The sequence below is a fragment of the Microcoleus sp. B13-B6 genome, from assembly GCF_036705405.1.
Classification (GTDB): Bacteria; Cyanobacteriota; Cyanobacteriia; order Cyanobacteriales; family Microcoleaceae; genus Microcoleus.
On the sequence record NZ_JAUBUJ010000139.1, the window covers coordinates 1 to 14,938 of the forward strand.

At 42.8% G+C, this 14,938-nt stretch carries 11 protein-coding genes; 8 read left to right on the plus strand and 3 right to left on the minus strand.

Annotated elements, in window-relative coordinates; translation table 11 throughout:
- The first annotated feature begins 252 nt into the window (after positions 1-252).
- Complete coding sequence (locus tag QUB35_RS35565; RefSeq protein ID WP_333147246.1) at positions 253-1,785, plus strand: NAD(P)/FAD-dependent oxidoreductase; 1,533 nt, start codon at positions 253-255, stop codon at positions 1,783-1,785.
- Between the two features lie 228 nt (positions 1,786-2,013).
- Entirely contained in the window at positions 2,014-3,228 is a 1,215-nt protein-coding gene (locus QUB35_RS35570; RefSeq protein ID WP_333147248.1) for an FAD-dependent oxidoreductase, read from the plus strand.
- Between the two features lie 146 nt (positions 3,229-3,374).
- On the opposite strand, the gene QUB35_RS35575 is transcribed toward QUB35_RS35570, so the two are convergent.
- The gene (locus QUB35_RS35575) at positions 3,375-4,247 is read right to left on the minus strand and encodes a pentapeptide repeat-containing protein (protein WP_333147250.1); all 873 of its coding nucleotides are present in this window, start codon (positions 4,245-4,247) and stop codon (positions 3,375-3,377) included.
- A 1,156-nt stretch (positions 4,248-5,403) separates the two neighbouring features.
- On the opposite strand from QUB35_RS35575, the gene QUB35_RS35580 reads away from it, so the two are divergent.
- A complete protein-coding gene (locus QUB35_RS35580; protein ID WP_333147252.1) occupies positions 5,404-5,667 on the plus strand; it encodes a helix-turn-helix transcriptional regulator in 264 nt (87 codons plus the stop codon).
- Positions 5,664-6,581 (plus strand): hypothetical protein, encoded by a 918-nt coding sequence (locus QUB35_RS35585; protein WP_333147254.1) that lies wholly within the window; start codon positions 5,664-5,666, stop codon positions 6,579-6,581. Before QUB35_RS35580 ends, QUB35_RS35585 begins: the two co-directional genes overlap by 4 nt.
- Here QUB35_RS35585 and QUB35_RS35590 read toward each other — a convergent pair.
- Together QUB35_RS35590 and surE are read right to left on the minus strand one after the other, a co-directional pair.
- Entirely contained in the window at positions 6,547-7,632 is a 1,086-nt protein-coding gene (locus QUB35_RS35590) for a DNA methyltransferase (protein WP_333147256.1), read from the minus strand. The two genes, QUB35_RS35585 and QUB35_RS35590, sit on opposite strands and share 35 nt — an antisense overlap.
- Before the next feature lie 156 nt (positions 7,633-7,788).
- Positions 7,789-8,466: a 5'/3'-nucleotidase SurE gene (gene surE / locus QUB35_RS35595; RefSeq protein ID WP_333147259.1), complete on the minus strand. Its 678-nt coding sequence runs from the start codon at positions 8,464-8,466 to the stop codon at positions 7,789-7,791.
- Positions 8,467-9,058: 592 nt separating this feature from the next.
- On the opposite strand from surE, the gene QUB35_RS35600 reads away from it, so the two are divergent.
- The 4 genes from QUB35_RS35600 (at position 9,059) to QUB35_RS35615 (ending at position 14,897) form a co-directional block, all read left to right on the plus strand.
- Positions 9,059-9,484: a transposase gene (locus tag QUB35_RS35600; RefSeq protein ID WP_333147261.1), complete on the plus strand. Its 426-nt coding sequence runs from the start codon at positions 9,059-9,061 to the stop codon at positions 9,482-9,484.
- Positions 9,441-10,280, plus strand: a complete 840-nt coding sequence (locus QUB35_RS35605; protein WP_333147267.1) for an RNA-guided endonuclease TnpB family protein — start codon at positions 9,441-9,443, stop codon at positions 10,278-10,280. The genes QUB35_RS35600 and QUB35_RS35605 overlap by 44 nt, the downstream gene beginning before the upstream one ends.
- Positions 10,281-10,526: 246 nt before the next feature.
- Entirely contained in the window at positions 10,527-12,872 is a 2,346-nt protein-coding gene (locus QUB35_RS35610; RefSeq protein WP_333147263.1) for a serine/threonine-protein kinase PknK, read from the plus strand.
- A gap of 165 nt (positions 12,873-13,037) precedes the next feature.
- Positions 13,038-14,897 (plus strand): GAF domain-containing protein, encoded by a 1,860-nt coding sequence (locus QUB35_RS35615; protein ID WP_333147264.1) that lies wholly within the window; start codon positions 13,038-13,040, stop codon positions 14,895-14,897.
- Positions 14,898-14,938: the final 41 nt, after the last annotated feature.

The window sequence follows — 14,938 nt, forward strand, 5'->3', positions numbered from 1 at the left end:
GACGGGCGGGACGCCCATCCCACAATAACAATTAAAATTGTAAGTTATTTAATTCGCGAGCCTAAATTTAGATGCTTCACACTATTGTGGGGTGTTGTATTTTTTGGGCGTCCCGCCCGCCCAAAAAGGCGTAAGGTACGCAGTGCGTACCCCACAAATAGCGTGGTAAGCCCTCTTCAGAATTTCCTCAGAATTGAGCGTTAGTTTAAATAGACAACGATCGCCCGATTCAATCGATCGAGGAAATTTACCATGAAAACAGATTACCTCATCGTCGGCAGTGGTTTATCAGCACTGGTTTTCGGAGCTTTGATGGCAAACTCCGGCAAAACCGTACACATCCTCGAAGCTCACGAACATCCCGGAGGCTTTGGTCACACCTTTACGATGGCCAAAAAATACACCTTTAATGCCCAATTCCACTACGTTTGGGACTGCGGCGAAGGACATACAGTCAATCGAGTTCTCAAAAAACTCGGTCTCGATCGAGATGTCACCTTTGAACGGTACGATCCGAATGGCTACGACCACATGAGAATGCCTGGGTATGCGCTCGATATTCCCTCGGAACCCGAGGAACTGATCCGGCGATTGTCGGCGCTGTTTCCCGAAGCGGGCGAGAGAATTCGCCAATTCGTCAACGAAGTCGAGAAAACCGGCAACGGACTCAGAAAACTCGCTCCTCCCGTCAAACCAATTGAATTGCTCAAAAATTTCGGTGACGTATTCTGTGCTGTCCAACATCTCAATAGTACACTTCAGGACGTTTTCGACAAGTTCCAACTCCCGCAAGCCGCCCAAACCCTATTAGCCCTGCAATGGCCGGACTTTTTGCTGCCTCCAAATCAGCTTTCTTTCTATGCTTGGATTGCCTTGTTTAGAGGCTATCAAGAAGGTGCATTTTACCCGACGCAGCATTTTGAATCTGTCATCAATTCTTTAGTTAAAGTCATTGAATCCAACGGGGGGAAAGTTCTATTAAACCATGAAGTCACGAATTTCAGGGTAACAAACAGAACAGTAACTGGTGTTGAAGCGATGGATTTGACCACCCATCAAACCCATGAATTCACTGGGGACACGGTGATTTGCAACCTTGACCCGAAAAGAGCAGCCAAGATGATTGGAGAGGAACTGTTCTCTAAAAAAGTGCGACGGAAACTCAACTATGAGTATTCTGCATCTAATTACATGGTGTACTGCGTTGTCAAAGATATCGATCTCCGGGACTATGGATTTGGCAAGTGGAATACGTTTCATTCTGAACACTTGGATCTAAATGAAGCGTTTGCTCAAATGTATGAGCAAAATGATTTTTCTCGTCCGAGTTTTGCAATTACAACGCCAACTTTACTGACCCAAGCGCGGCGGGATTGTCCAGAAGATTGTCAAATTGTCGAATTTCTGACTGTTGCTAATTACAGCTATTTTAAACAGCTTTGGGAGAGCGATCGCAAAGCTTACAGACAGAAGAAACAAGAGATTCTGGACTCAATTTTAGATGTTGTGGAAAAACACTATGTTCCGAATTTCCGCAAACACATGGTCTTTCATATTACCGGAAGTCCGACGACTAACGAGCGCTTCTGTTGGTGTCCTAACGGTAATTCCTACGGTTCCAGCCTGACGCCGCGCAACATGGGGGTCGATCGGCTAAATCATGAAACATCCCTCAACAATTTCTATTTCTGCAACGCCTCCTCGGGCTATCCAGGCTTTGCACCGACATTTTGGACGGGGGCGCTGCTTTATCAACGTTTATCCGGCGATGCGATTTTAGGCTAGGAGGAATTGGTTACTCGGCGATTGAAATCGCTACTACAGAAACGAAGTCTGCCTCCGCAGACTAAAAAATAAAAAGGGCATCACATCCAACCTGGCAACGAGAGAAAGCTAGAAAAAGGTTCTTGTCCCCCCCTTATTAAGGGGGGTTAGGGGGGATCGGATCGTTTCTCCAACAGCTCTTAAGCATTCGATGATTAATGTTCCATTCTATCAATCTAGGAGTGAACTATGAGAATTGCAATTGTTGGGGGCGGAGCCAGTGGTATGGCAGCAGCCTACTGGCTCGATAAACAGGGGCATCACGTCACTGTGTTGGAAAGTCAGCCGATTTTAGGCGGACACATTCGGACGCTGAACAAAAATGTTCTGCCCAATCAATCGGAGTGCAATGAAATATTAGAAAATGGGGTGCTGGAATTTCCCACAGTGTTTTACAATTTCGTGGCTTTTATGCAGGAACTAGGCGTTGAATTAGAACCGGTGCAGATTGGTTCCGCGCTGTTTTTTAAAGATGGCACTCACTTTTTGTCTGCGGTATCTATCCAAAATAATTTCACCGGAATCCAACGCCTGATCGAGTATTTGTGGCTTGATAGTCTCTACGCTCGTTCGGCGGGATTTATTTTAAGAATGCGGTTTGCTAAACAGCATGATTTCTACGACGTGTCGCTTTCTGAGTCTTTGAAAAGCTCGTGCGTCCGCAATTATTGGCTGAAGTTGCTGACGATGTACAGCTACTCGATACCGTTTGAATTGCTCGACAATTTCCCGGCAGAATTAGCGATGCCTGTTCTACGCGAATATGGCTTGGTCAACTGGGTGAGGATTAAAGGCGGGGTGTATTCTTACATTGAAAAGATTTTGGAGCGATTTAAGGGCGATATACGGCTAAATGTGGAGATTGCCAATATTTTTAGAAGTGCGGATGCTGTAAAAATGGTGCTTTCTGATGGGGAAATCCAGGAATTTGATAAGGTGGTTTTTGCGATGCCACCAGACCAAGTTATGAGGTTATTGTCTGATCCGACGGAGGCGGAAAGGAAGCGGTTTTCGGCGTGGAAAGCCAATTATGCAACGACTGTACTGCATTCGGATACATCGATGTACGATCGCTATGGTATCCGCAAGTTATCTGAATTTGATTTTTTCGAGACGGACAAAGGGTGGGGATATAATGCGAGCTTGAATCAGCTTTGCGGCATCTCATCGCCACGAGAGTACAGTTTAGCATTTCATCTGGAGGAGTCGATCGCCCAACAGCACATTATTCACATTCAGAAACATCACACGCCGCTGTACACTGTCGAGTCTTTTCGATATAGAAATGAAGTTATCGAGACTAATGGCGAGAACAACACTTATCATGCGGGAGCTTATTTGGGGGATGGTTTGCACGAAGGAGCCATTACCTCTGCTTTGCGAGTCGCGAAATTAATCGGGTGAGCTCAATTGTGATGCTACAAACTCTCGCAAATATCAGTAACTTTCCTGTCGGTGCAACACTCTCACGAAAGTAATGATGTCTGCATCAAAAGTTAAACCAATGCGAGAGTCGTCCACTCGGATGCGAAATTAATTTTTGGCCTTGCCTAAGCTGCGACACCACGTGCTGCAGTTAAGTAGACATCATGGCTCACAGATGCGGGCATTGTTGATCCGCCTAACTGAGTACCCTCAAAGTTGGTTCCCGTGAATGTTGCCCCGCTCAAGTCGGCTTCACTCAAGTCTGCATAGCACAGCCTAGCCCAATCGAGGTTTGCCTGCACCAAAGAAACTCCCACCAGATTTGCCCTGGTTAAATCTGCTCCCATCAACTTGACGCCCCGCAACTGAGCCCCGCTGAGATTGGCGGCTAACAAGTTCGAGCCTTCCAGGTTTACCCCGTTCAGTTTGGCTTCGCTGAGGTTGACGCCATTGAGATCCGTCCTGCTCAGGTCGATCCCGTTGATGTAAGCTTTCCTGAGATAGATGCCTGTTAGTTGAGCGCCAAAAAGCTTTGCACCGCTGAGTTTTGCCCCTCCACAGTTTGCCCAGTTGAGGTTGGCTCCCGTGAGGTTGGCGCCCCGCAGGTTGATGAATTGCATATCGGCTGTACACAAATTGGCGTTCCAGAGGATGGCACTCCGCAGGTTGCTACCGATGAGTTGGGCGCCACTCAACTTTGCTCTGGGCAGTTTTGCTTTGACGAGGAAAGCTCCGTTGAGATTGGCTTTTGTAAGCTCTGCGTCGGCTAGCCTGGCTTGGCCCATTTTGGCAAAACTCAGATTTGCCCTGTAAAGGTTTGCGCCGTTGAGTTCTGCTTTGGTGAGATGCGCCCGACTCAGGTTAGCTCCCGACAGGTTAGCCCTCGAAAGGTTTACGCCAACCAACATAGCTCCGCTGAGGTTTGCTCCGCTGAGGTTTGCCTCAGCAAAGTCTCTGTTTCCATTTTCGTACTGTTTGAGCAGCTCGGTTACTTCCATACGGGTCACATTCCTAACAGCAGAAATTCATCTACGAATAAACACTCTTTATAAGTATTTTATCTCAAAGGGACCGGATGCGATCGCACTTTCTTGAAAGCTGACAATTCACTTTATATTTATACATATACTTTGTGCTTTTTCCAGAGTCCCGACCGTTTTGAGGTCATAGTCTGAAACCCTTGATTTACTTACCCTCTAGTGTGCTTGGGCAAGCGTTGCGATCGTACTGAGATCCGTGAAACCGTTATTCTGAGTAGGTAAGCCATCAAACACTGTCCGAAGTGTTAATCAATAGTAAAATCAATATTTTTGTTTTCCACTGTGGCTAACAGCTTTTTTCAACCGAGACTGCAAATTTGTTGGTTGTGTTTGCGTCAGGTGTCGCGAATGCTTGCATGGCCATAGCTGCATATTTTATCTACTGTCATTCGATTTTAGATTTTAGATTTTAGATTTTGGATTGACTGGCGCGAGATAAATTCGGGGGCGTGAGGATTTTAGATTTTAGATTTTGGATTGATTCCACGGATAAATCACGTGGCGGGTACCACCTTTGAAATTCGCTTGTCATTTTTTAGGAAAATTAGAGGTGGAACAACAGCTTAATCAGCCATAATTTTTCTCGGTAGTCTCGCAGCAGTTATACGATCGTGCTTTTCCATATTTGCTTGAGTCGATCGGGGCTAAAAGTAATTTCAGACATTGTACTTGTGAGGAATTTATCGATATGCCTAACGGTAGATGCTATTTGTTCAAAACCTAGTGCATAATCTACTGAAGATTGTACAAAACTAACAGCGAGTAATATCCGTATAGCATCACCTCGTCTACTTGCAGTTAGGTCGATGTGTCAATGTATGTTATTCTGAGTAAAAATTGAGGAATAATTATGTCAAAAGAAAGAAAAAGCAACAAAGAAGTCAAAAAGCCAAAGAAACAACCTGATGGTGTTGCTAAGCCGAAGGATGACAAAAAAAATTATGGTAGCACGGACGGCCGCAAGTAGAGATAGCTGCCACTCTTCGGATTGCGATTAATTTTGTTCAATTGTCATTACTATCGATTTTTAACAGATTCAAATATCCTATTTTGGGATTATCCGAAAACAGGTTTATTATATCTAGGGAATATGCAGTGCTAAACCCAAAGTATAATGAAATCTGTTTTTAGTGATGAATATGAAACATTCCGTTGCTGTATGATTGCGGCTCGTAAAGAAGCGCAACTAACTCAGGAGTCTGTTGCTAAATCTCTTAAAAAGCCCCAGTCTTTCGTAGCCAAATATGAAAACGGTGAACGACGGTTAGATGTAATTGAGTTTCTGTTAGTTGCTCATGTAATTGGTGTAGATCCTTGCGATATTATTAGGAAAATTTCACAAAAAATATCTGAAGCATCTTGTGAGAGGGAGATATGAATACGCAAGATGTAATCAGACTTGCATCCCAATATCTTGATCGTTTATCGGGTAACACTTTCGACGTTTTAGATGTATCTAAACCTGTTACCGTAGATGCAGCGGTGAACCTGTCTAAAGTTATCTCAAAGCTTTCGCCCTTAGTCGGAAATTTAATCGAATTTAACACCGTTGAATTCTTGAATCAACAAAATGAGTTCGGTGAATTTGGAAAGTGGCATAGGCAAGATCCAGGCTTTCCAGATACTATTTTCCTCGGCATAGTTCAACCAACGCCAGGATTAGAAATTAAAGCGTGGTTCCCACTAGCAACAGAGATAACAGCACGTTTCAAAGATAGTCAGAATCACTTTAGGTTCGATCAGACCTACGTTGCTATCCTGGCATGGCTACCCGATAAAATCATCTATGGCAAGCCTCGCATTCTTGATGTGTGCGTTGTCTCTGGTTTATCGGTAGCTGTAGCGAGAGATACCCACTATCACAATCCGCCAGATTATCTTGTTTTAGAGCCGGAAGATACAACTCAAAGAACAGCAAATTTGCAACAAACAAACACCAGTGGATATAAATTCCAAGGCTCTGCTGAGGAGTTTTTAGAAGCTGAGAAAATAGTTGATTCATGGGGTACTCAAGGAAAAGTCTACAAACCAACTAGAGAGTATCAGCGCCTTCTGCGGGAGCTACGGATACGCTATGAATATAGACTAGATACAAATTTCGCAAAGATGGACAGAATTGTACATCCAGGCATTGAGGAATTTAAGCGACGTGTCTACAATACTGAAGTTTCCGGTATGACCGTGGGTCGGTGGAATAAGCTTTTATCAAGTCGCCTAGAAGGCAGCATCAAGAAATCCCTACAAGATTATCTACAGATTAGAGAAGAGAGTATTGATGAAATTCTTGATTAAATCTCTGTACACCATAGTAGAAATAGTCGGGGTCTATCTCGCAAGAAAAGGCTTTTCGTTTTAGTTTACGTGCTGACAAAGCTGCACTGAAAAGTCCACCAAAAGGTTCCCATATCACATCGTTTTCATCGCTCGATGCCTCAACAATAAGGTTCATCAGATCCAAAGGTTTTTGGTTGAGATGTAATGCTTTTCCAGAGAGAGTTTTAACTCTCTCATCGCCCCGTAAAGCTTGACGCTCCCAAACGTTTGTAAAACCGTGAGGGCATCTAAATTTCGATCGCATCTTGCTCCATTCTTGTCCCGTTAAAGGCTGATTGCCATCCAGCGAAAAGTATGGTTTTCCTTGAGGACTACCATACTCATTTGCATAGTTCACTAGCCTTTCAAACATCTCGGTCGGAGGGAAATACCACAAATGCCCTTGATCGAAGTATTTCCTGGTTGCTGCATCCACCACCCCGCAAGCATTATTGGCCCGTCGTAACGGCAACCCAGAGCGTTTCCACTCTCGCAATAACCACGCCTTTAAGGTAAGTTCATTAACGGTTACTTCTCTAACGTATTGAACGCAGACTTCTGTAACGACGGGGAACCTGCGAATTTTCTGTGTGTTAACATTCCCTGCGATATGACCTTTTCCCTTGTTCCAAATATTGGAATTGACATAGCGCCAACCATATTTTTCTAGAAGTGGATGCACAATAGCCCAACCAATCTCTGAATTCCAAAACCAGAGTGTTGTACAGGGTATGGCTGCTTTTGACCAGGCCTCGATATGAGGTTTATACCAATTAGGTAAATCAATGTGATCTGAGGTATCTCCTTCAAACCCAAGAATACCGTAAGCTCCATCTGAAACTATGACAGTAGGTTGCTCCCAATTGTCGTAGTGCTGGAGACTATCGCCGAGATATAAAGTAACGTATTCGTCACTCCATGTAGAAAAATTAAAATTGGTATTGAGATTAGCTACTTTGCCACGACCAACAGTGCTGCTCGCTTTGCGTTTTAAGATGCTGGGAGAATTCGCTTCTGCGTTAGGACTCATTTATTGACTTACGTGACTGTAAAAATTAAGTACAAATATTTTATCCTGATTTGGGATATTGAGGCTAAGTAATACCAAAGTTAACCTACCTACTTCCGCTTTGTTGACAAAAAAAATAGTTCGATCGCCCAATCCCATCAAATCCCATCAAATCTATCACAACGATATCTCAGTCACCGCAATATTACCCTCAAAACACACGTCAACATCAGTCCCCGCCGCCCGATCGCGCGATCCATACTCTCCCGCATAATAAAAGTATTCTCCCTCCATCCGGTACACCACGGGCAACGGCTGCGTCGAAGGCTGGCAAAACACAATTTCCGGTTCCGCACTTCCCGGCGCTAAATGTGGCAAATTCACATTCCAGAAACACCCCGACTTGGGTTCCCGGTGCAGCAAATCTGCCAACACCCGCGATGTCCAACGAGTAGCGACATCCCAGTCTATTTCGAGTGGCCTTTTAATCCGGTGGGAAATTGCGATGGCAGGAATACCGTGCATGGCTGCTTCCCGCACAGCCGCAACCGTACCCGAAATATACACGTCAACCCCCAAATTGCCACCCGCGTTAATACCCGAAAGCACCAAATCCGGCTTCGCACAAACGTGATGAAGAGCAATACGCACGCAATCGGCCGGTGTTCCCCCTACAGCATACTCAAATTCCGATCGCCGATCGACATGAATCGGACTGTGAGCAGTCACTTGATGCCCGCAGCCCGACAATTGCCCCTGCGGAGCCACCATAATTGTTTTGCCTTCTACAGCCTGCAAAAGTGCCTGAATCCCTGGAGCATCGATGCCGTCGTCGTTGGTTAAAATTATCGTCATTATGTGTCGGTTTTATAGAACCGATTTGAGAGCGCAGAGGCTGGCAACCTTCTGATAGTTCTAGCCCAAATTGGTTGTTGATTGGTGGCGATCGTCAGTATGAGCATTGCCACACATTTATATCATCGCATTAATTGAACAGTTGCCCCAGAAATGTGGCGCGCCACATTTTAGCCGAGTCGCACCTTGATATGACAGCTAAAGCGACTTGTTACGCTTGCCCCAGTGCAGCATTCATGACATCAGTGTCGATGCAAACATCTAATCACATAATTTTTTCCTCGGCTCTCCCCGATGCTTGGTGTTAAAAGTAGCAGATGATACTAAGTATCTGAAACTGAAGGTTGAAACCCTCGATCGTGCTAAATTATTAGCTTGCGTTATCACCATAAGTACGAGAGAGCCGATAATAAGTTAATGTCGATTCCTATTGGGCTTTGACGCAGGGGATGGGAGAATAGATATCAAATATTTATCAAAGATACTATCTAAGTTACGTTACCGAAAATTTTTGGTTTAAAGCCCCGTCCTTCGCTCGACGGCTTTTTATCCTGGTTTATGTTAAGATAAAGACAGTAAATATCAAAAACAAATGAAAGCTAGATATCGCTACCGATGCTATCCGACACCCTCTCATAAATTGGCGTTAGCCAAGTTATTTGGGTGTGTCAGAGTAGTATGGAACGATAGTCTAGGTTTTTGCATTTCTGAATATATTGGAGGCCAAAAGAAACCGAAAAATGCCGAACTTCAAAAGCAATTCATCACTCAAGCTAAGAAGTTAGAGGAACGGGAATGGTTATCAGAAGTTTCAGCAGTTCCCCTGCAACAATCCTTAAACGATTTAGAGCAAGCATACCAAAACTTCTTCAATTCCTGTAAAGGGAAACGTCAGGGACAAAAAGTTAAACCCCCTCGTTTTAAAAAGCGGAAATCTCAACAATCCGCCCGATTCACTCTCACTAGGATTTTCCATCAAAGGCCAGAAGGTTTATTTAGCGAAAGTTGGGAAGCTTAAGGTGGTTTGGACAAGAGAGTTGCCCTCAGAACCCAGTTCAGTCACAATCATCAAGGACAGTTCTGACCGATATTTCCTCAGTTTTGTCGTGGAAGTTCAACCCGAAGTCTTGCCATCTTCTGATAGTTCAGTTGGTATCGATCTAGGAATTTCAACCTTTGCAACTCTGAGTAACGGACAAAAAATAAAAGCTCCCAAACCCCTAAAGGAAAGGATTAGGAAGCTAAAAAAGTTATCTAAATCTCTATCTCGGAAAACCAAAGGATCTAAACGACATGAATTTTATCGAAAGCGGTTAGCTAAACTTCACGCTAAACTAGCTGATACTCGCACAGATTTCCTGCACAAGTTATCAACTCAACTCATTCGTGAGAATCAAACGATTGTGTTAGAAGACTTAAATGTGTCAGGAATGGTTAGGAACCGTAAATTATCCCGTGCAATTTCTGATTTAGGTTGGAGAACATTTAGAACTTTCCTAGAAGCAAAATCAGAAAAATATGGCAGAGATTTTCGAGTCATTGATAGATGGCAACCGACTTCTAAAACCTGCTCTTGTTGTGGGTTTAAAATCGGGAAATTAGATCTCTCAATTCGAGAATGGATTTGCCTCAACTGTGGCACGTCTCATGATAGGGATATTAACGCCGCAACTAACATTTTAGTCGCCGGAGGACTTTCGGAGACTTTAAACGGGCGTGGAGGAAGCATAAGACTATCCCAGGATAGCAGCACCCAAAGAAGCGTCAACCCACCAGAATTTAAGCAATTGTCAATTTTTGATTGGCTTGAATAGATGGAATCTCCGTGCGTTCACGCCGGGGCGGATGTCAAAGTCCTCATTTCCCATTCATAAATCAAATACTTATCTACACTGTTACCATTATTACATTTTAACTCAGGAGAGCCAGATGAGCGAACCCACTCAAAGCAATACCGAAGCAGGCTGTCCCCCAGTTCCTCAGTCAATTATGACCGCCAGTCGAGATGAACTAGATAACATCGATTTAGAATAGTTAATGAAAAGGGTAAGGTGAAAAAAATGATCGTTCTTTCAGGATACGAAATTATAGAAAATATTTACGAAGGAGTCAGAACCGTTGTTTATCGAGGGATAAGAAATCGGGATCGACAGCTTGTTATCGTTAAAATAATAAAAAATGAATATCCTACGCTTGAACAAATCACCAAGTTAAGGCAAGAATTTATAATTACTCAAAATTTAGAGTGTGAAGGAATTGTCAAAACTTACAATTTAGAAAATTATCAGAAGAGTTTAGCGCTAATATTAGAAGATTGTGGGGGTCTATCCCTTTATCATTTTATGGCAGCCAATAACCTGTCAATAACCGAGTTGCTGAGGGTAGCGATCGCTCTATCCGAAACTTTGATCTATCTCCATCAAGTACCGATCATTCACAAAGACATTAAGCCCTCAAATATCATTATCAATCCAGCGACCGGAAAAGTAAAACTGACTGACTTTAGTATTTCATCGCGCTTGGAATTGAAAAACCAAAGCATTAGCAATCCCAACTTGCTAGAAGGGACTCTCGCTTATATGTCACCCGAACAAACGGGGAGGATGAATCGAGCAATTGACTACCGCACCGATTTCTATTCTTTAGGAGTGACTTTCTATGAAATACTGACCAACCAGTTGCCATTTACTACCACCGATCCGATGGAGTTGGTTTACTGTCATATTGCCAAACAACCCGTCCCACCTAAAGAGGTAGCAGAAATTCCTCAAGCGGTTTCAGATATTGTGATGAAACTGTTAGCAAAAAATGCGGAAGACCGATATCAAAGTGCGGCGGGATTAAAATTTGACCTGGAAACTTGTTTGCAGCAATTGCAGACAACTGGCAAGATTGAAAGTTTTCCCATCGGTCAACGCGATCGCCGCAACCAATTACTCATTCCCCAGAAGCTTTATGGTAGAGAAATCGAAGTCCAAATTCTTCTAGATGCCTTTGGACGAGTCAGCCTCGGTGCTACCGAAATGATGTTAGTTTCCGGTTATTCCGGGATTGGTAAAACTTCAATCGTCAATGAAGTTCATAAACCAATTGTAGCAGCTAGGGGATATTGTATTGCGGGTAAATTTGACCAGTTTAAGCGCAATATTCCGTATGCAGCGTTAATCCAAGCATTTCAAGAATTAGTTCGTCAGCTATTAACAGAAAATTCCAAACAGATTGCTATTTGGAAAGAAAACTTATTAAAAGCGCTAGATAATAACGGTCAAGTTATTATTGATGTTATCCCCGAAGTAGAACTAATTATCGGTAAACAGCCTGAAGTTCCTCAACTGGGATCTTCGGAATCGCAAAACAGATTTAATCGGGTATTTCAACAATTTATTCAAGTTTTTTGTCAACCCGAACACCCGCTAGTCATCTTCCTTGACGATTTACAGTGGGCAGATTCGGCATCTCTAAAGTTAATCCAACTCTTGGTAACCGATCCAGATAACAAATATTTGTTAACGATTGGAGCTTATCGAGATAACGAAGTCAGTCCCGTTCATCCTTTAATTCAGACCATAGAAAAAATTCAAGGAAATGAAACGGTGGTGAATAATATCACCATTCAAGCGCTGGCTTTGGATAGCGTCAACCAATTAATCGCCGACACTCTCGATGCCAGCGTAAACTCAGACAAAATTAAAGTTTTTTCGGAATTACTTTTTAATAAAACCCAAGGCAATCCGTTTTTCTTAACGCAGCTACTCAAAACCCTGTACTCAGAAAATCTGCTGGTTTATCAAGTAGATACAGACCGCTGGGAGTGGGATATTCAACAAATCCAAGCAATTGGTATCGCAGATTTCAATATTGTTGAACTGGTTGCCCGAAATATTCGCCAACTCCCAGAAATAACCCAGAAATTATTAAAACTAGCGGCTTGTATCGGCAACCAATTTAATTTAGAAGTTTTATCAATTGTCAATGAAGAATCAAACTTAGCGACGGCTGCTCATTTGTGGGAGGCAATGCAAGCGGGTTTGATTCTGCCGCTGTCTGAAAATTACAAAATTCCTCTACTCTTTGCCCAGGAAGAGTTGGCATCTATACGCGATATCAAAGTTGACTACAAATTTTTGCACGATCGAGTGCAGCAAGCAGCTTATTCTTTGATTCCAGAATCGGAAAAAAAAGCCACTCACCTGAAAATTGGTCAACTGTTGCTGAATAATACAACAGAGCAAGAGCGAAAAGATAATATTTTTGCTCTGGTTAACCAACTGAATTTTGGCACAGATTTGCTAACTAATCAGTCAGAAAAAGATGAGTTGGCTGAATTAAACCTGATCGCCGGACAGAAAGCAAAGGCCGCGACTGCATATGAAGCCGCTGTTAATTATTTGAATGTAGGTATATAACTGCTGAGTCAAGATAGCTGGGAAAGTAGATACGATCTGACATTTAATTTTTATCTGGAAGCGGCCGAAGCTGAATATCTCAATGCCAATTTAGAACGAGCGGGAATTTTATGCGATCGGTCTCTCCAAAAAGCCAAAACAATCCTCGAACAAGTCAACTTATATGTGCTGAAAATTAGGCTTAACCTCGCTAAAAACCAGATTCAATCTGCGTTAGATAATGGGCTGCAAGTTCTAGAAATGCTGGGAGTGACCCTATCCCAATCACCCCCCCAAGAGTTAAATATCGAGGAGTTAGCGAACTTGCCAGAAATGACCGATCCCTACAAGCGGGCGGCTATGGAGCTTTTAGTTTTCCTATTCCCACCTGCTTGTTTTGCAGAAAGCCCGCTAGCGATGCCAATTCTGTATACTATGATCGAACTTTCTCGTCATCATGGGAATTCGCCACAGTGTACTTTTGCGTACTCGATTTACGGAGCAATGGTGTGTTGGCTAATACCAGATATAGATTTGGCCTATCAACTCGGTCAACTTTCTTTGCAGGTATTAGAGCGGTTAGATGCCCAAGAGTTTCGTTCTAAAATATTGCTTAATGTTTCGATCTGTATTAACCACCTTAAAAAGCATACTAGAGAAACTATAGAACCTCTGCGTCAAGCAATTAATAGCGGCTTAGAATTTGGAGATATAGAATATGCTTGTCATGCTGCTGATTACTACTGCGCTCATCTGTTTTTTAATGGCGAGCATCTAGACTACGTGCAAGAACAACAAAAACACTATATTGATTTTGCCGATAACTTGTCCCAAGAACACCAGTTATATTTACTCAAAATTCTCGGTCAATTGGTAGAAAATTTAAGGGGGATGACAGATAATAAACTGCTTTTGATTGGCAGCATATTAAATGAGGAAGAAGCTATCACTTATTTAAGAGAAGTAAAAAATTTTATGTGCTTATTCAGGGTTTATTATGCGAAAACTGTAGTTTGCTATTTATTTAAGCAGTATGAAGAAGCTCTAGAATTTGCTAGAGAAGGGTTGAAATATTCAATTTACATTCAATCAAATATTAGCTTTATTGAACAGAGCTTTTACTATTGTCTGATTCTTTTAGCCCATTTTGAAGCAGTTTCAGGAGAGGAAGAAAAGAAACAAGAATACCTGAGCCAAGTCGAAGAAACTCAGAAAACTATAAAAAATTGGGCGTTCCATTGCCCAATGAATTACCAGCATAAGTATGACTTAGTAGAGGCAGAAAAAGCCCGCGTATTGGGGCAATTTTTCACAGCAATGGAATATTACGACCGGGCGATAGATGGAGCCAAGGAAAATGGATACGTCCAGCACGAAGCCCTCGCCAATGAACTAGCAGCAGAATTTTATTTAGCATTAGGTCGTCAGAAAGTAGCGCGTACCTACCTGATTGACGCTTACTATGCTTATATTCGCTGGGGAGCGCAGGCAAAAGTTAAAGATTTAGAAGAGCGCCATGCTGAATTACTCGCACCAGTCGTCGGTAGGAAAAACAGCCTGACGAGTGGAGGAGACGAAATGATTGTTCAGACCAGAAATACTGTCACTTCTACCAATTTAGGTGCTGCACAAGCTCTGGATTTATCAACAATTATCAAAGCCTCCCAAGTGCTCTCAGGAAAAGTTCATCTGGATGAATTGCTCTCGAATTTGATGCTAGTCTTGCTGGAAAACGCGGGAGCAGAAAAATTTTATTTCCTCATACCTGACCCAGCAGGTGAGTGGAAAATTGAAGCTCAATGTACGGGAGAACGATGTCAAATAATCTCCAAGTCAGCGATTGAAAGTCAAGAGATTCCTATCTCGCTGGTTAATTATGTAGAACGCACGCAAGAAACTCTTGCGATCGATGATGCAACCACTGAAACTAGGTTTGCCTCTGACCCGTATATTATTCAGCAGCGACCTAAATCTATTTTGTGTAGCCCCCTGATTAATCAAGGTAAGTTGGTAAGCTGTTCAGCATCTAAAACGCATATTGCATAGTATAATATGATGATATTTATAAAAAGTCAATGCCTACTAAA